The sequence below is a fragment of the Nocardioides maradonensis genome, assembly GCF_054777115.1.
Genome location: NZ_BAAHAZ010000005.1, coordinates 172,710 through 189,822 on the forward strand (window position 1 = coordinate 172,710; position 17,113 = coordinate 189,822).

16 protein-coding genes are annotated in these 17,113 nt (G+C 72.4%); 5 read left to right on the forward strand and 11 right to left on the reverse strand.

Annotated elements, in window-relative coordinates:
* Nucleotide 1: 1 nt before the first annotated feature.
* Nucleotides 2–502 carry a MarR family winged helix-turn-helix transcriptional regulator gene (locus ACYVAQ_RS07535; RefSeq protein WP_460787897.1) on the reverse strand — a complete coding sequence of 167 codons (501 nt, stop codon included), beginning with the start codon at nt 500–502 and terminating at the stop codon, nt 2–4.
* A gap of 92 nt (nt 503–594) precedes the next feature.
* Between ACYVAQ_RS07535 and icmF the strand changes: the two genes are divergently transcribed.
* The 3 genes from icmF to ACYVAQ_RS07550 all read left to right on the forward strand — a co-directional run bounded on the left by icmF (nt 595) and on the right by ACYVAQ_RS07550 (nt 6,539).
* Nucleotides 595–3,759, forward strand: coding sequence for a fused isobutyryl-CoA mutase/GTPase IcmF (gene icmF / locus ACYVAQ_RS07540; RefSeq protein ID WP_460787898.1), 3,165 nt, complete (start codon nt 595–597; stop codon nt 3,757–3,759).
* Between the two features lie 129 nt (nt 3,760–3,888).
* Nucleotides 3,889–4,863, forward strand: a complete 975-nt coding sequence (locus ACYVAQ_RS07545) for a formylglycine-generating enzyme family protein (RefSeq protein ID WP_460787899.1) — start codon at nt 3,889–3,891, stop codon at nt 4,861–4,863.
* Nucleotides 4,864–5,018: 155 nt separating this feature from the next.
* Nucleotides 5,019–6,539: a sulfatase-like hydrolase/transferase gene (locus tag ACYVAQ_RS07550; protein ID WP_460787900.1), complete on the forward strand. Its 1,521-nt coding sequence runs from the start codon at nt 5,019–5,021 to the stop codon at nt 6,537–6,539.
* Between the two features lie 9 nt (nt 6,540–6,548).
* Here ACYVAQ_RS07550 and ACYVAQ_RS07555 read toward each other — a convergent pair whose 3' ends face one another.
* Genes ACYVAQ_RS07555 through ACYVAQ_RS07575 form a run of 5 tightly spaced genes read right to left on the reverse strand, consistent with a single transcriptional unit; the run spans nt 6,549 to nt 9,758 of the window.
* Entirely contained in the window at nt 6,549–6,920 is a 372-nt protein-coding gene (locus ACYVAQ_RS07555) for a hypothetical protein (RefSeq protein WP_460787901.1), read from the reverse strand.
* Nucleotides 6,905–7,063 carry a hypothetical protein gene (locus ACYVAQ_RS07560; protein WP_460787902.1) on the reverse strand — a complete coding sequence of 53 codons (159 nt, stop codon included), beginning with the start codon at nt 7,061–7,063 and terminating at the stop codon, nt 6,905–6,907. Before ACYVAQ_RS07560 ends, ACYVAQ_RS07555 begins: the two co-directional genes overlap by 16 nt.
* Nucleotides 7,060–8,646, reverse strand: a complete 1,587-nt coding sequence (locus ACYVAQ_RS07565; protein ID WP_460787903.1) for a radical SAM protein — start codon at nt 8,644–8,646, stop codon at nt 7,060–7,062. The genes ACYVAQ_RS07560 and ACYVAQ_RS07565 overlap by 4 nt, the downstream gene beginning before the upstream one ends.
* Nucleotides 8,643–9,353, reverse strand: coding sequence for a prolipoprotein diacylglyceryl transferase family protein (locus tag ACYVAQ_RS07570; protein WP_460787904.1), 711 nt, complete (start codon nt 9,351–9,353; stop codon nt 8,643–8,645). Before ACYVAQ_RS07570 ends, ACYVAQ_RS07565 begins: the two co-directional genes overlap by 4 nt.
* A 3-nt stretch (nt 9,354–9,356) precedes the next feature.
* Nucleotides 9,357–9,758 carry a phage holin family protein gene (locus ACYVAQ_RS07575; RefSeq protein WP_460787905.1) on the reverse strand — a complete coding sequence of 134 codons (402 nt, stop codon included), beginning with the start codon at nt 9,756–9,758 and terminating at the stop codon, nt 9,357–9,359.
* A gap of 59 nt (nt 9,759–9,817) precedes the next feature.
* Between ACYVAQ_RS07575 and ACYVAQ_RS07580 the strand changes: the two genes are divergently transcribed.
* Nucleotides 9,818–10,996, forward strand: coding sequence for a flavin monoamine oxidase family protein (locus tag ACYVAQ_RS07580; protein WP_460787906.1), 1,179 nt, complete (start codon nt 9,818–9,820; stop codon nt 10,994–10,996).
* A 31-nt stretch (nt 10,997–11,027) separates the two neighbouring features.
* Here ACYVAQ_RS07580 and ACYVAQ_RS07585 read toward each other — a convergent pair whose 3' ends face one another.
* From ACYVAQ_RS07585 to ACYVAQ_RS07605, 5 genes are all read right to left on the reverse strand, one after another.
* On the reverse strand, nt 11,028–11,954 hold the full coding sequence (locus ACYVAQ_RS07585; RefSeq protein ID WP_460787907.1) for an alpha/beta fold hydrolase: 927 nt from the start codon (nt 11,952–11,954) through the stop codon (nt 11,028–11,030).
* Entirely contained in the window at nt 11,951–13,378 is a 1,428-nt protein-coding gene (locus ACYVAQ_RS07590; RefSeq protein WP_460787908.1) for a wax ester/triacylglycerol synthase family O-acyltransferase, read from the reverse strand. The genes ACYVAQ_RS07585 and ACYVAQ_RS07590 overlap by 4 nt, the downstream gene beginning before the upstream one ends.
* Nucleotides 13,379–13,497: 119 nt before the next feature.
* Nucleotides 13,498–15,099 (reverse strand): AMP-binding protein, encoded by a 1,602-nt coding sequence (locus ACYVAQ_RS07595; protein ID WP_460787909.1) that lies wholly within the window; start codon nt 15,097–15,099, stop codon nt 13,498–13,500.
* Entirely contained in the window at nt 15,096–15,884 is a 789-nt protein-coding gene (locus tag ACYVAQ_RS07600; protein WP_460787910.1) for a lysophospholipid acyltransferase family protein, read from the reverse strand. The genes ACYVAQ_RS07595 and ACYVAQ_RS07600 overlap by 4 nt, the downstream gene beginning before the upstream one ends.
* A complete protein-coding gene (locus tag ACYVAQ_RS07605) occupies nt 15,881–16,678 on the reverse strand; it encodes an esterase/lipase family protein (RefSeq protein ID WP_460787911.1) in 798 nt (265 codons plus the stop codon). Before ACYVAQ_RS07605 ends, ACYVAQ_RS07600 begins: the two co-directional genes overlap by 4 nt.
* 178 nt (nt 16,679–16,856) lie before the next feature.
* Here ACYVAQ_RS07605 and ACYVAQ_RS07610 point away from each other — a divergent pair, with 178 nt between their 5' ends.
* Nucleotides 16,857–17,048: a hypothetical protein gene (locus tag ACYVAQ_RS07610; protein ID WP_460787912.1), complete on the forward strand. Its 192-nt coding sequence runs from the start codon at nt 16,857–16,859 to the stop codon at nt 17,046–17,048.
* Nucleotides 17,049–17,113: the final 65 nt, after the last annotated feature.

Below are 17,113 nucleotides of genomic sequence, written 5' to 3' on the forward strand. Positions count from 1 at the left end.
CTCAGGCGTCGAAGTCGGGGGCCCGCACCAGGCGGAGCAGCGCGTAGGCCTGCTCGCGCTCGGGCTCGCCGAGCGCGCCGAGCCCGAAGTCGATCTCCATCAGCGCCGCCGTCGACCGCTTGAGGACCCGCTTGCCCTCGGGCGTGAGCGAGGCGAGGACGCGGCGCCGGTCGGTGTCGTCGACGTCGCGCCGGACCAGCCCCTGCTCGACCAGCCGGTCGATCGCGTTGGTGACGGACGTGGGGTGCACCATCAGCCGCTCGCCGATCCGGCTCAGCGCGAGCCGGCCGGTCCGGCTGAAGGAGAGCAGCACGAGGACCTCGTACCGCGCGAAGGTGATGCCGAAGGGCCGCAGCACGCGGTCGAACTCGGCGAGGAGCAGCTGCTGGACGCGCATGATCGAGGTGGCCAGGCGCATGCCCGAGGCGTCGCCGATGCGCTCGGCCCACACGGCGCCCGCGCGCTCGATGGGGTCGAACGGGAGGGGTGGCCGCTCGGTCATGGGCGGGAGCCTACCGACGAACGGCGCGCGTTGAAATTACTTGGACGACCTAGTAATAATAGTAGGAAGTCCTACTGATTCGGGGAGCCGAGTTGTCCGAGCACCGCCTGCACGAGCCCACCCACCCGGTCCGCCTGGTGTCCGCGTCGAGCCTGTTCGACGGTCACGACGCGTCGATCAACATCATGCGACGGATCTTCCAGTCGCAGGGGTGCGAGGTCATCCACCTGGGCCACAACCGCTCGGTGGCCGAGGTCGTCGAGGCCGCGATCGAGGAGGACGTGCAGGGCATCGCCGTGTCGTCGTACCAGGGCGGGCACGTGGAGTACTTCGAGTACCTGGTCGCGATGCTGCGCGAGCGCGGCGCCGACCACGTCCGGGTCGTCGGCGGGGGCGGTGGCGTGATCGTGCCCGAGGAGATCGCGCGGCTGCGGGAGTCCGGCGTCACGATCTTCTCCCCCGAGGACGGCCAGCGGCTCGGCCTGCCCGGCATGGTCAACACCGTGGTCGCCGACTGCGACTTCGACCCGTGGGAGGCCGGCCCGGTGACGGCCGACCAGGTCGTCGCGGGGCAGCGCGGGGCGCTGGCGCGGGCGATCAGCGGCGCCGAGACCGGCCAGCTGGACGAGGCCTTCCTGACGACGGTGCGGGCGGCCGCCGCCCGGCGCGAGGTGCCCGTGCTCGGCATCACCGGCACCGGTGGCTCCGGCAAGTCCTCCCTCACCGACGAGCTGGTACGCCGGCTGCGGGTCGACCAGGAGGACAAGGTCCGCGTCGCGGTGCTCGCCATCGACCCCACGCGGCGTCGCGGCGGCGGCGCACTGCTGGGCGACCGGATCCGGATGAACAGCCTCGACCTCTCCGGACACGGGCTGGACCGCGACCGCGTCTACTTCCGCAGCCTCGCGACCCGGGGCGCGCACGAGGTGCCCGAGCACCTCACCGACGTCATCGACCTGGTGAAGGCGGCGGGCTTCGACCTCGTGGTCGTCGAGACGCCCGGCATCGGCCAGGGCGACGCGGCGATCGTGCCCTTCGTCGACACCTCGCTCTACGTGATGACGCCCGAGTTCGGCGCCGCGTCACAGCTGGAGAAGATCGACATGCTCGACTTCGCCGACGCGGTGGCGATCAACAAGTTCGAGCGGCGCGGCGCGGCCGACGCGCTGCGCGACGTGGGGCGGCAGCTGGTCCGCAACCGCGGGGCGTTCGGCGCCGGCCCCGACGAGATGCCGGTCTTCGGCACCTCCGCCGCCACCTTCGACGACGACGGCGTGACGGCCCTCTACCAGTTCCTGTGCGGCCAGCTGGCCGGCCACGGGCTGGCCCTCGCCGAGGGGCGGCTGCCGCTGGTCACCACGAAGGCCTCGACCCGGATCCAGCAGGTGCTGCCGGCCGACCGCACCCGCTACCTGGCCGAGATCGCCGACACCGTGCGCGGCTACCACGCCACCACCCTGGAGCTGGTCGGCAAGGCCCGGCGGGCCCAGGCGTTCGCGACCGTCGCGGGCGAGATGACCTGGGTGGGCGAGCTCGAGGAGGCCGCAGAGGACGCTGCCCGCGACCTGCCCCGCGAGGTCGCCGAGCAGCTCGAGGCCTGGCCCACCACCGTCGCGTCGTACGACGAGGACACGGCCACCAACGGACGCGAGACCCTGACGGGCAACCGGATCCCCCGGGTCGCCGTACCCCGGCACGAGGACCACGGCGAGCTGGTCCGCTACCTGCGGCGGGAGAACCTGCCGGGCCACTACCCCTTCACCGCCGGGGTGTTCCCGTTCCGGCGCCAGGGCGAGGACCCGGCCCGGATGTTCGCGGGCGAGGGCGACCCGGGTCGCACCAACAAGCGATTCAAGCTGCTCATCGAGGGCCAGCCGGCGGCGCGGCTGTCGACCGCGTTCGACTCGGTGACGCTCTACGGCCGCGACCCCGACGAGCGCCCCGACATCTACGGGAAGGTCGGCACCTCCGGCGTCTCGGTGGCGACGCTCGACGACATGAAGGAGCTCTTCGACGGCATCGACCTGCTGGCGCCGACGACGTCGGTCTCGATGACGATCAACGGCCCCGCCCCCACGGTGCTGGCGTTCTTCCTGAACACCGTGCTGGACCAGGCCAAGGAGCGAGGGATCGACCCCGCCGAGGCGTTGCGGACGGTGCGCGGCACGGTCCAGGCCGACATCCTCAAGGAGGACCAGGGCCAGAACACCTGCCTGTTCTCCACCGAGTTCTCGCTGCGCTGCATGGCCGACGTGCAGCAGTGGTTCATCGACCACCAGGTGCGCAACTTCTACTCGGTGTCGGTGTCCGGCTACCACATCGCCGAGGCCGGGGCGAACCCCATCAGCCAGCTCGCGTTCACGCTCGCGAACGGCTTCACCTACGTGGAGTCGTACCTCGCGCGCGGGATGGACATCGACGACTTCGCGCCCAACCTGTCGTTCTTCTTCAGCAACGGCATGGACGCCGAGTACACCGTCATGGGCCGTGTCGCCCGGCGGATCTGGGCGGTCGCCATGAAGGAGCGGTACGGCGCCAACGAGCGCTCGCAGAAGCTGAAGTACCACGTGCAGACGTCGGGTCGATCCCTGCACGCGCAGGAGATGAGCTTCAACGACATCCGCACCACCCTGCAGGCCCTGTGCGCGACGTACGACAACGCGAACTCGCTGCACACCAACGCCTACGACGAGGCGGTGACCACCCCGTCCGCGGAGTCGGTACGCCGGGCGCTGGCGATCCAGCTGATCATCAACCGCGAGTGGGGCCTGGCGATGAACGAGAACCCGCTGCAGGGCTCCTACATCGTCGACGAGCTCACCGACCTGGTCGAGGAGGCCGTGCTCAAGGAGTTCGACCGGATCTCCGAGCGCGGCGGGGTGCTCGGCGCGATGGAGACCGGCTACCAACGCGGCCGGATCCAGGACGAGTCGATGCTCTACGAGCACCGCAAGCACGACGGCACACTGCCGATCATCGGCGTCAACACCTTCCGCGCCCCCGACGGCGAGGAGCCGGTCGAGGTCGAGCTGATGCGCGCGAGCGAGGCCGAGAAGGAGTCCCAGCTGCGCCGGGTCCGCGACTTCCAGGCCCGCCACGCCGGCGAGTCCGCCGCCGCCATCGCGCGGCTCAAGGAGGCCGCCACCACCGGCGAGAACGTCTTCGCGGTCCTCATGGGCGCCGCCCGGGTGTGCTCGCTCGGCCAGGTCACCGAGGCCTTCTTCGAGGTCGGGGGTCAGTACCGGCGTAACGTCTGAGCGCAGCGGTCCGCGAGCTTGCGAGCGGACCGCGTCGCGCGAAGAGGTCGAGTGGCGGCGCGGGTGAGGAACGAACCCGCGACCCGACGTAGCGAGACCTGGGTTGGCCGGCCGTGCGAGGCTGCAGCCGTGACCTCCCCCTCCTGCGTCGGTGGCAGCCACCCGCAGGACGTGCCGCTGACCCTGCAGCCGGTCACGCCGTCGGCCCGCGAGCCGCACCCGTTCGCGGCGGCGGCGCCGTCGTACCGGGGTCAGGTCCGGATCCCGGCGGGCGTGCACGCCCTGGGCGACCACTTCGACGAGGGGTATCCGCACGACGGCGAGGGGCCGGTCCGCCAGGTCCGGCTGCCGGCGTACCGGATGGACGAGACGACCGTGACCAACGCGGCCTTCGCGCGGTTCGTGAAGGAGACCGGCTGGACGACGACGGCCGAGCGGCTGGGCACCTCGATGGTGTTCCACCTCGCGTACGACGGGCCTGCCGGCTACGTGGTCGGCCGGCCGCGCGAGACGCCGTGGTGGCTCCTGGTCCGCGGCGCCGACTGGCGGCGTCCGGAGGGCCCGGGCTCCGACGTCGCGCACCGGCAGAACCACCCGGTGGTGCACGTGTCCCACGAGGACGCGCTCGCCTACTGCGCCTGGGCGGGCAAGCGGCTGCCCACCGAGGCCGAGTGGGAGGCCGCGGCGCGCGGCGGGCTGGTGGGGAGGCGCTACGTGTGGGGCGACGACTTCCGTCCGCGGGGCAGGTGGATGGCGAACACCTTCGACGGCGAGTTCCCCGACCGCGCGAGCGGCGAGAGCGGCTGGCTGACCACCGCGCCGGTCAAGTCCTACGCCCCGAACGGTCACGGTCTGTGGCAGATGGCGGGCAACGTCTGGGAGTGGTGCTCGGACTGGTTCTCCGCGGCGCACCCCGACCCGGGGAGCGACGGCGTCACTGACGCGCCCGCGGGGCCGCCGCACGGCGCCACCCGGGTGATGCGCGGCGGCTCCTACCTGTGCCACGAGTCCTACTGCAACCGCTACCGCGTCGCCGGCCGGTCCTCGGCCGCCCCGGACTCGACCGCGGGGAACCTCGGCTTCCGCTGCGCGAACGACGCCTGAGTCCCTGAATCCCCCGTAGGTACGGCGAATTCCTCACTCCGGGTCGAAGCCTCCCGGTGCCGCCGCGACCGTGGCTACCTTTGCCGCGATCCAGGCACGGACGTCTCATCGGCAACCCGGCGACCCTGGCAGTCCCGTTCCAGGAGGTCCCCGCCGTGAGATCGCGCCACCACGCCGCCGGAGCCGTGCTCGCCGCGACAGCGAGCGTGCTGGGCGTGTGCGCGTTCCACGCCGTGGACGCGTCGCCGGTGCGCGCGGAGTCGTACCTGACCCAGAGCCTGCACAGCGCCGCGGCCTCCCGGACCGCGCACCGTGCGACACCCGACGCCGCCGGCCGCGCGGGTCGACCCAACGTCTTCATGATCACCGTCGACGACGCCTCCGGTGGCGACTTCCGGTACATGCCGCACGTCCAGCACCTGCTCGCCGACAGCGGCGTCACGCTGAGCAACGCGGTCGCCCCCTCGCCGATCTGCGTCCCGGCCCGCGCCTCGCTGCTCACCGGGCAGTACGCCCACAACCACGGCGCCCGCACCATCTCCGGGCCGCACGGCGGGTTCGCGTCCTTCGACGACCGCAACACCCTGCCCGTCTGGCTGCAGAAGGCCGGCTACACCACGCTGTTCGTCGGCAAGTACCTCAACGGGTACGGCGAGCACGACCCTACCTACATCCCGCCGGGGTGGGACCAGTGGCACGCGACGGTCGACCCGTCGACGTACAACTTCATGCGGCCCGAGCTCAACGACAACGGGCGCCTCACCCGCTACCACCGCTACAACACCTACCTGCTGCGCGACCGGATCAACCGGCTGCTCGCGAAGCCGGCGCGGACCACGCGGCCGTGGTACCTCTGGGCCAACTACGTCGCCCCGCACCGGGGCGACCCGGTCGAGCCGAACGACCCGCCCGGCTTCGCGACCACCCACCCCGCCCCGCAGGACGTCGGCTCGTTCTCGTGGCTGCCGCTCCCCCGCACGCCGGACATGTTCCACCGGTGGGCCGGCGGGCCGTCGCCGTACGACGCCTTCCAGCGGGGAGGGCTGCGCAAGGTCTACGACCAGCGGATCGAGGCGCTGCAGGCCGTCGATCGCGCGGTCGCCAGCCACGTCGCGGAGTTGAAGCGGACGCACCAGTGGCGCAACACGCTGGTCATCCTCACCTCCGACAACGGGTACGCCGTCGGTGAGCACAACGTCGTCGGCAAGCTGTGGTTCTGGCGCGAGATCTCCAACATCCCCGCAGTGATCCACGGCCCCGGCGTCCCGCAGGGCACCACCGTGAGCACGCTGGTCTCCAACCCCGACATCGCGGCGACCATCGCCGCGGTGGCGGGCGCGACGCCGACCGGGCGGGTCGTGGACGGCTCGAACGTGCTGCCGCTGCTGTCGGAGCCGACGGTGCAGCGCGTCGTGCCGCTGGAGGGATGGAAGGTCCGCAACGGCGACGCCAAGCTCTACACCGGGCTCCGCTACGGCACCCGATGGACCTACTTCCGCTACACCGACGGCCGCCGCGAGGGCCTCTTCGACCACAGCACCGACCCCTACGAGCTGCACAACCTGATCCACTCGCGACGACCCGCGATCCAGCGGCTGCTGCAGGTGCTGCGCCGGCTCGACCGGCAGTACGCCGCCTGCAGGGGCGCGACTTGCCGGCGGCTCAGCAGCGGCTGACCCTCGCGGTCAGGGGTGGGACTCGCTGTGTGCGAGCATCGCGATCAGCACCACGCAGGCGCCGGCGGCGATGATCGCCCACAGCGCGAAGCCGATGAGGATGCCGATCCCCCACGGCCGCGTGCGCTCGGGGATGATCAGGCCCACCGGGATGCCGATGAGGAGCACCACGCTCAGGACGCCGACGACGCTGCCGAGCTGGCGGCTGATCGAGCCGGCCAGCGCGTCGATGCCACCGATCAGGGCGGCCACCGCCGGCGCTCCGACGAGCGCCCCCAGCACGTACCCGACCCAGCGGACCTTCTTCCTCGGTGGCGGCTGCCATCCCGGCGGCGGTGGCGGAGACGGCGGGTAGCCCGGGTAGCTCACCGGACCGCCCACCAGACCAGGCCGAGCACCGCCGCACCCAGCAGCGACGCGCCGGTGATCCGCTTCCAGCACCAGTACCGGTGCGGGGCACAGCTCCCGGTGGCGGCCTCCACGGCCTCCACGCGCTGCGGTCGGACCAGACGCGAGTCGGTCATCGGCGTACCTCCTCGATGGGGATCTGCCCGGTGGCGGTGGAGATCCGGGTGCGGGCGAGCGGCGCCCAGGCCTGCAGCGCGCAGAACGGCGCGCACTGATGGGCGCCGTCGGCGCCCACGGTCGCGACGTGCACGCAGCACTGGGTGAGCCGCTCCTCGATCATCGTGTTCATGTCCATGAACGGCTTCACGGTGACCCGCAGGACCCGCTCGCCGAGCAGCCGGCGGAGCCGTTCGTGCCGGCCCGGGAGCCGCGAGGTCGCGAGCGTGGTCAGGGTGCTGATGCCGAGGTCGCAGCTCTGGCAGATGTCGCGCCAGATCGACGCCATGGAAGGGTGGCTGAGGCTGGACTGCTCCGACAGCAGGTCGAGCAGCGCGTCCTTGACCACCGTGCGCAGGGCGGCGGGGATGGCGTCGTCGGCGATCCGGTTCGCGAGCAGGTCGGGCTCGAGGTCGAGCCACTGCTTGAGCCGCTCGTGGCCGACCAGACCCACCAGCGAGCGCCAGGCCCCGCTGTCGTCCTTGAGCAGGTAGCCCACCGAGCAGCAGTGCGGGTGGCTGCACGGCAGCGCGGTCAGGTCCTGCCAGGTGACGAGCCCGCCGGTCTGGTCGCCGAGCCGCGCGAGGACGCCGGTGTGGGTGAGCCGGTCGAGCGGGTCGATGCCGGCGCTGCGACCGCTGCCGAAGACCGGCTGGACGGTGACACCGCCGACGTACGGGGTGTCCAGGGCGCGCTTGACGACGAACCCGATCTCGTCGTCGTTGACGCCGAGGGCGGCCGTCATGGTGAGCGTGGTGAAGATGCACCGCTCGGAGAGCCGCGCGATCGCGTCCTCCTTGAACCGGCGCAGGTCCGCGCCGCGGTGGTACGTCGACGCCTCGGCCGAGCGGCCGTCGTACTGCAGGTAGACCTCGACCCGCTCCCGGTGCTCGGTGAGCAGGTCGAGGAGGGCGTCGTCGCGGGCGATGAGCAGGCCGTTGGTGTTGATGAGGACCCGGACGATCGGGCGGCGGGTGACCTCGGCGAGCAGCTCGCGCAGGTGCGGATAGAGCGTCGGCTCGCCGCCGGAGAGCATGAGCACGTCGATGCGGCCGTTCTCGCGGGCGAGCCGCTGGTCGATGCTCGCCAGCACCTGGTCGAGCGGCGCGACGCTCCCGAGCGCCGGCGCGGACTCCGCGAAGCAGGTCGGGCACTTGAGGTTGCAGTGGTCGAGGAGGTCCTCGAGCAGGATGCAGGTGTGCTGGGTCTGCATCTCCGGCAGGCCGTCCTCGTAGGCGGCGGGGACGGGCTTGAAGTTCCCCTCGAGATCGGGGGTGTGCACCTTGGTCGGGGCGGTCCACTGCTCGAGGTAGCGCAGGATGTCGGGGTCCTCGTCGTACAGCGTGCGGACCAGGCCGTGCGTCGCGCAGCCGCGCTCCAGCAACACCCGGTCGTCGCGGATCGCGAGCCAGCCGCTGAGCCGCTGCACCTCGGCCAGCGGGCGGTCGGGCTGCTCCTCGTGGCACAGCGGGCAGAACGCGTTGACGTAGCGGTGGATGCGCGCGTCGCGCAGCGGCATCCCGGCGCCCTTCGGCGTGCTCACGCGGCGATCTCCTGCCTGTCGGCCTCGAGACTCCGGTATGCCCCGCGCCGCCACTGCCAAACGATCCGGGTCAGCACCACCGGGATGGTGACGAGCAGGAACAGCTGCGGCCGGGTGAGGCCCTGCCACGCCACCTCGTTGCCCCGCACGAACTCGATGAGGAAACGGAAGACGCCGTACGCCGCGACGTACCAGACGAAGAGAGTGCCGGGTGGCAGGGCGACGTGGCGCAGCCACAGCCAGAGCACCAGGAAGCAGGCGAGCTGGAAGACGACCTCGTCGAGGAACGACCAGTTGGTGCCGCCGGTGCGGGTCGGCTCGGTGAGCAGGCAGCCGATGCGCCCCACGGCCATGCCGAGCGCGACCGCGGGCGCGAACAGGTCCCCGGTGCGCAGCCGGTAGCGGGTGAGCCGCTTGGCGACGTGGACGCCGAGCCAGGCGCCGAGCAGCCCGCCGAGGATCGAGCGGTTGCCGTACGCCCACTGCTCGGCCAGCGTGGCGTTGTCGCGCAGGTGCAGGTGCTGGGCCCAGGTGCCGAGCCGCATGAGGAGCGCACCACCGACCAGGCCCCCGGCGACGACGTGGATCAGCCGTTCGTCGGTCTGGCCGCGACGTCGTGCCTCGACGACGAACACCACCACGGCGACGGCCACCCCGAGGCCGACGAACAGCTGGTGGGTGGGCAGCGGCCCGATCCGCGGCACCATCCGTCAGCGGCGATCGTCGTCGGGGCCGAGGAGCGCGTCGAGGAGCCAGGTCACGACGCTGATGACGATGGCCCCACCGACCGCGGGCCAGAAGCCCCGTACGTGGAAGTCGACGCCGAAGCCACCCGCCAGCGCGGCCGTCAGCTTGAGCAGCAGCGCGTTGAGCACGATCAGGAAGAACCCGAGCGTCACGAGGATGAACGGGATCGACAGGATCGTCAGCAGGGGCTTCACGAACGCGGTGACGGCGCACGAGATGAGCGCGACGACGAGCAGCGGGACGAGCTTGTGGTGCCACTCGGCCGACCCCTTCGTGGGGCCGTCGAACCAGATGCCGTCCATGACCTGGGCGGCAGCGGCGAGCGCCACGGCCGTGATGGCCCACCGGGCCAGGAACCTCACCATCGCTCATTCCTATCAGTCGGCGGGGTTCCCATTGTGGTTCGGCACGTCATAATCGGCAGATGCGGATCGTGGTTGTCGGTGCCGGCCTCGCAGGACTGGCTGCGGCCTGGACCGCCCGCGCCGCAGGACACGAGGTCACGGTCCTCGAGGCGCGGGACCGCGTCGGTGGGCGGACCTGGTCGCACGAGATCGCTCCCGGGGTCGTGGTCGAGCGCGGCGGCGAGTGGATCGACGCCGACCAGCACGTCATCCGCCGGTTCTGCGCGGACCTCGACCTGCCGATCGCCCCGCACGGGGTGAGCTTCCACCGCCGGATGGTCCGCGGTCGGCTGCCCGGGCTGGACGAGCTCGAGGGCACGCTGGAGGCGGTCAGCAAGGAGATCCCGCCGGAGGACTGCTCGGTCGCCGAGGCGTTCGAGGCCGCCCTGGGTGAGCGGTACGCCGAGGACCCGGCGTACCTGCGGATCGTGACGTCGACCGCGGGCGACCCGACCCGGGCGAGCGCCCGCTTCCACGTGGCGCGGGCCGAGGCGGCCGGGATCGACGGCGCCGGCCGGGTCGTCGGCGGCAACCAGCGGATCAGCCAGGAGCTCGCGCATCGGCTGGGCACCGTCCGGCTGAGCACCCCCGTGCAGACGATCGGCCGGGACGGCGTCGGGCTCGCCGACGGCAGCACGGTGCCGGCGGACCGGGTCGTGGTCGCCGTACCTCTCGCGCTGCTGGACTCCCTCACCTGGGACCCCGGGTTCCCCGACGCATGGCGGGAGGGGCTGGCGCACGTCGCCACCGGCACAGCCGCGAAGCTGTCACTGCCCGCGCTGCGCGACCGGCCGCGCGGCGTCCAGCACCCCGAGCACGCCTGGTGGGCCTGGAACTCGCTCGACTACTCCGGGCGGGCCGGGATCGCGGCGGTCTCCGCGTTCGCCGGCGGCGACGCGGCGCGCACGGCGCTCGACGTGGCCCACGGGCCCGGCCGGTGGACCGAGGAGGTCCGCCGGCTGCGCCACGACCTCCGCGCGCACCCCGAGCACGCCCTGCTCACCGACTGGGCCACCGAGCCGTGGACCGCGGGCGGCTACTCGCACGTCCTCGTCGGGCACGGCTCCGCCGCGAACGCGCTGCTCACCGAGCCGATCGGCAACCTCGCCCTCGCCGGGGAGTACACCGACGCCGAGGACTCCGGGACCATGAACGGTGCCCTGGCCAGCGGGGTCCGGGCCGCCCTGTCGGTGGGCTGAACCGAACGGTCGAGTGGTCCGCGGCCCGCTCTCAGGCGGAGCGGTCGGAGCAGGGCTCGCTGAGCGCGACGACCTCGTCCACGAGTCCGAGGAAGAGCGGCTTCCAGCGCTCCAGGTCGAAGATCAGCGACGTGTGCCCGCCGGGCGCCTCGCGCACGACCGCGCCCGGGATGCGTCCCGCCAGCGCGCGCTGCCGCGCGGTCGGGATCGCGTGGTCGCGCGCGGTGACGAGGACGCCGGTCGGGACGTCCACCCCGCCGATCCACGAGGCCGAGTCGAAGCGCCCGAGCTCGGCCATGACGACCGGGAGCGACCAGAGGCTCGTGGTGCGCAGCTCGGCCAGGCACCAGTCGCGCAGCGCCAGCTCGGCGACAGGGGGTTCGAGTCCCTCGACGTGGGCGCGTACCCGGTCGGCGGCGACCTCGGCCAGCCCGAGGTTGAGCGCTCGCAGCGTCGCGAAGAAGACCCGCTCCCCCAGGTGCCCCTGCCACTCCCCCGCGGTCGAGCAGAGCACCAGGCCGGCCACCCGGTCCGGGTGCCGGTGCCAGAGCACCTGCGCGCTCGCACCGCCCATCGAGTAGCCGACCACCACCGCGGAGGCGATGCCGAGGGCGTCGAGCACGGCGGCACCGTCGTCGGCGCAGTCCTCCAGCGAGAAGGTCCCCGAGCGGATGCCCCGTCCGTGCCAGCGCTGGTCGAAGGTCACCACGCGGTAGCGCTCGGCGAGCTCGGCCAGCACCGCGAACCAGGTGAGCGGACCGGTCGTCGCGATGCCGTGCATGAGCAGCAGCACCGGCGCGTCCGGGGTCGGACCCGGCAGGTCGACGACGTACGTCGTGCCGCGGCCCGGCAGCTCGAGGGGTACGCCGGCGGGCGGGACCGCCACGTCAGGCACGGCGTCCTCGGTCAGCCGGCGGAAGCCCGCGAGCGCGTACCGACCGACGAGCTGGAAGGTCATGCGGACTCCCGGGAGGCATCGGAGGAGGCACTCGGCTCCGGCGATCCGAGCAGCTCGGCCAACGCGGCCGGGAACAGCGCGGCCAGCGCCTCGATGTCGGGCAGCAGGTCCGGGCAGGCGAGCAGCGAGAAGTTCATCCGGTCGACGTACGACCAGACGGTGACGTTGAGGCCGATGCCCTCGGTGAGCGGGCCGACGCTGAACACGTCGGCCAGCTGGGTGCCGGCGATCTTGACCCGCTCGCGCGGGCCCGGGACGTTCGACACGATCGCGTTGAACGGCGGCCGGTGGAAGCGCGCCCCGCGGATCCGGGAGTAGCCGCGCACCGCGGCCGCGAGCGGCGCCGGCGGGCTGAACTGCGACCACTCCATCAGCGCCGAGCCGAGGGTCTGCGAGATCGCCTTGGCGTGCTTCGTCGTCACCGAGATCGCCCGCAGCCGGGCGGCCGGGTCGTCGATGTCGGTGGCGAGCGTGGTGAACAGGTTGGAGACGTTGTTGCCCATCAGCCTGGGCTCGATGTCCCTCGCGTCCAGGCCCACCGGCACACCCGCCAGCAGCGAGGAGCGCGGGTGCTCGTCGTGCAGCTCCAGCCATCGGCGCAGCGCACCGGACGTCACGCCGAGCACGACGTCGTTGAGGGTCAGGCCTGCGATGTCGCCGTGCACTTGCCGCACCCGCTTCAGGTCGGCGATGGGCATGCTCACCGTGGCGAAGCTGCGGCGTGGGGTCAGCGGGCCGTTGAACGACGTGCGCGGCGCGTCCTTGACGGGCAGCGGAACCCGTCCGTCCATCCCCCGGCGGTAGCGCAGGACGGCCCGCAGCCGCCCGGCGGTGCTCGCGACCAGCCGCGGCAGGACGAGCAGCTGCCGCGCGCCGTCGCGCAGCGCGTGCCGCACGAGCAGGCTCCGGCTCGGTACGTCGGCGCCCTCGTCGTCCTCGACGTAGACGCCGGTCCTGACCTCGGTGGAGCTGACGTCCATGATGTTGGCGAGCATGGCGTTGGCGGCGAGCCCGTCGGCCATCGCGTGGTGGATCTTGCCGACGATCGCGATCCTCCCGTCGGCCAGCCCCTCGCACATGTGCAGCTCCCACAGCGGCACGCTGCGGTCGAGCGGGGTGCTGCAGATCCGGCCGATCAGCCTCTCCAGCTCGCGCATCGAGCCGTCGCCGCCGACCTGGTGCCGGAAGAAGTGCTTGCGCGGGTCGATCGTCCGCTGCGTCACCAGCACCGGGTGGTGCAGCCCGAAGGGCACGGGCACGACCCGCCGGCGCATGGCGGGCAGCATCCGCAGCCGCTCGGTCATCAGCCGCACGAGCCGGTCGTAGGTGTTGTCGGGGGACGCCTCGAGCACCGCGATCTTGAGGGTGTGCATGTGCATGGACGGGGTCTCCAGGTACAGGAACCCCGCGTCCCCACCCGCCATCCGGCTGATCCCGCGTCCACCCCGAGCGAGCGCGTCTCCGGCAACGCGGGCGGGCGGCACAGAACCGCTCTCAGCCAGAGGCGGGATTCCGCCCGCGCGGCCTCCCGCCGCGCTGCCGCTCATGCCGACACCCCAGGAAGGTCCCGTACGACGACCTTGCCCGACGCGTTGCGCGGCAGCTCGTCCATCAGCACCACGTCGCGCGGCACCTTGTAGCTGGCGAGCCGCGCCTTCACGTGGCCCCGCACGGCGTCGGCGTCGACCGCGTCGTCCGCCACGGGGACGACGTACGCCGCCAGCCGCTGGCCGAACGCCTCGTCGGGGACCCCCACGACCGCGACCTCGCGGACCTCGGCGAGCTCGCCGATCACCCGCTCGACCTCGACCGGGTGGACGTTCTCGCCGCCCGACACGATCATGTCGTCGTCGCGGCCGACGACAGAGAGCCGGCCCTGCGCGTCGAGCCGCCCGACGTCGCCGGACACCATGAACCCGTCGAGCGACTCCTTGCCGCCGCCGGCCGTGTAGCCGTCGAACTCCGAGGCGCCCTTGACGAGGATCCGGCCGACCTGGCCGACCGGGACGTCCCGGCCGGCGTCGTCGACGAGGCGCAGGGTGGTGCCGGTGACCGGGCGGCCGGCGGTGTCCGGGGCGTGGCGCAGGTCCGCCGGCGAGGCCACGCTGATCTGCCCGGCCTCGGTGGCGTTGTAGCTGTTGTAGACCTTGTCGCCGAAGCGGTCCATGAAGGCGATCACGGCCTCGCCGCGCATCCGCGACCCGCTGGCCGACACGAACCGCACCGAGCGCAGCGAGTAGCGGTCGAGCACCTCGGACGGCAGCTCCATGATCCGTTCGAGCATCACCGGGACGAGCGAGATCCCCGCGGCGCCGTGCCGGTCGGCGAGCGCGAGCGTCGCCTCGGGCTCGAACCTCCGCCGCAGCACGACGGTGCACGCCATCGTCGCCGCGATCACCAGCTGCCCGAAGCCCCACGCGTGGAAGGTCGGCGCCGCCACGACGACGGTCTCGCGGCCGCGCCACGGGATCCGCTCCAGCATCGCGGCGAGCTCCTCGGGACCGCCGCCGCCACGGCGCGCGCCCTTGGGCGTGCCGGTCGTCCCCGAGGTCAGCAGCACCACCTTGCCGGGAGGTACGACGGGCGCGGTCTGCCCGCGGAGCGCCCCGATCAGCCCGTCGACCGTGGCCAGGGTCGGCTGCGGCGAGTCCGTCCACGCGATGATCTCGGTCAGCCCGGGGATCCGCTCCCGCGCCTCGGCGACCAGCCCCGCGAACTCCTCGTCGTACACGACCAGCGTGCTCTGCTCGCGCTCCAGGACGTCGGCGAGCTGCGGGCCGGAGAAGCCGGTGTTCAGCAGCAGGGCCGGTACGCCGAGCCGGCCGGCCGCCAGCAGTGCGTCGACGAAGCCGCGGTGGTTGCGGCACAGGATGGCCACGGACGTCGGCGTCGTGCCGGTCGCGGCCACCAGACCCACGGCCAGCGCGTCCGCGCGGACCTGGATCTCGCGCCAAGTGAGCGCGCCGCGCTCGTCGATCAGGCCGACGGCGTCCGGGCAGCGGTTGGCGGCCAGCGCGAACCCGGTCGTGGCGTGCGGCCCGTAGCGGCGCAGGATGCGGGCCATCCCGACGTACCGGTCGGGGCGCATCGGGCCGATCATGCCGCTGCGCAGCAGGTGGCCGGTCGCCCACAACTGGGTCTTCATCCCAGCACCGGCAGCTTCCGCTCGCGCGCGAGCCGGTCGAGGGCCTCCTGCATCCGGGCCCGCACGAGCGCGTCGATCTCGGCGACGTCCGGGTCAGGCCCGAAGTCGGCCGGGTCGATCGGGTCCAGCACCTCGGTGACGATCTTGGTGGGCAGCGGGATGTTGCCGACGCCCGCCGGCACCAGCCCGAACGGGAAGCCGATGGTGAGCGGCAGCAGGTCGGTCCGCATCACCTTGCGCAGCGGCGAGAACCGGCCGAGCCACTGGCCACGGGTGAGGTGGAACTGGGCCTCCTGACCGCCGATCGACACGACCGGCACGATCGGCACGCCGGCCCGGATCGCCGTACGCACGTAGCCGGTGCGGCCGGCGAAGTCGATCCGGTTGGCCTTCAGCGTCGGCCGGAACGTGTCGTAGTCGCCGCCCGGGAAGACGATGGTCACCGCGCCGGACTCGAGCACCTCGTGGGCGCTGGCGCGGTCGGCCGGCACGAAGCCGAACTTGCGGAAGAACGGCCCGGCCACGCCGGTGAAGAGCATGTCGTGGGCCAGGCAGTACAGCGGCCGCTCCGCCCCGAACTGCTCGGCGAAGGCCACGGCGATGATCGGCACGTCCATGGCGAGCATCCCGCCGGAGTGGTTGCCGACCATCAGCACCCCACCCTCGGGCACGCGCTCCATCCCGCGGACCCGGGAGCGGAACCAGCCCTTCATGGCCAGCTTGAGGAGGGGCAGCGCCGCGGCGACGTACGCCGGGTCGCGCTCGTCGAGCGGCCCGCTGCTCATGCCCCGACCCACTTGCGGGTGAGGGTGGCGCGCCAGGAGAAGTCGTGCCAGTCGGCCGGGTCCTGGCAGAGCCGGTCGACGACGACGTCGAGCACGAGCGGGTTGGCGACCATCCCGACGTGGCTGCTCGCGACGACCACGTTCTCGGCCCGCGGCTCGGTGGCGGCGTCGACCGCGCACCCCCGCCACGGCACGATGCCGTCGGTCCTCGACCAGACGGCCGTGCACGGCACCGGCACCGGGCCGCGCAGCAGGTCGACCATCGGCCGGGCGCGCTCGGAGATGCCGTGCTTCTGGCGGGATCGCTCGAACATCGCGGTGGCACGGGTCCTCTCGCCGTCGGCCCGCCACGGGGAGCCGAGGCAGACGACCTGCCGGACGTCGTCGGGGTAGGTGTGGGCCAGCCAACGGGCCAGCACCCCGCCGAAGCTCCAGCCGACGATGCTGATCGGCTCGTCGTACCCCTCACGCAGGGCCTCGAACCGCTCGATCAGCCCGTCCACGAGCGTGTCGGTGAGGCCGATGTTGGCGCCCTGGCCCCAGCCGTGCACCCGGAAGTCGTGCTGCTTCAGGTGACCGCGCAGCCGGCCGGTCATGCCGTCGGTGGCTCGGAAGCCGGGGATGACCAGGACGGGGCGACCGTCACCGCTCGGGCGGCGCGGGGCGAGCACGTCGACCACCTTCGAGGCGGTGAGCTCACCGACGACCCGCGGCAGCTCGAGCAGCAACAGCGCGCGGTGCGGCGCCCCACCGCGCTGGTGGTTGCCGGGCTTCTCGCCCTCGAAGTCGTACATCGGTCCCCCGGGTCGTGGAAACAGTCGAAACTAGAACACGTTCTACCTTCCTCGAAGTATGAACGGGTTTCGTTCCGGACGCCAGCCCCGGCCGACGTGAGCGGCCTCACGGGCCGTGTCACCGAGCGGTAACCCACGCTCAACCTGGCGGAACATCAACGCGCTCAGAGTTGGGCACATGAGCACGAACAACGCCACCAACCCCACGTCCACCGACCCCACGTTCATCGACGAGGCCGTCGCCCGCCGGGCCGCGCTGCGCGAGAAGCACCGCCAGGGCGTGGCCCGGCTGATGGAGGAGCGCAGCGACCTGCGCGGCGTCAACGCCCTCGCCGACTTCGTCGACGAGTCCCTCCGCTGGACCGCCTGACCCTGTTGGTTTCGATACGCCGCTCGCTGGCGCTCGCGGCTACTCAACCAACGATCGTCGCTGGT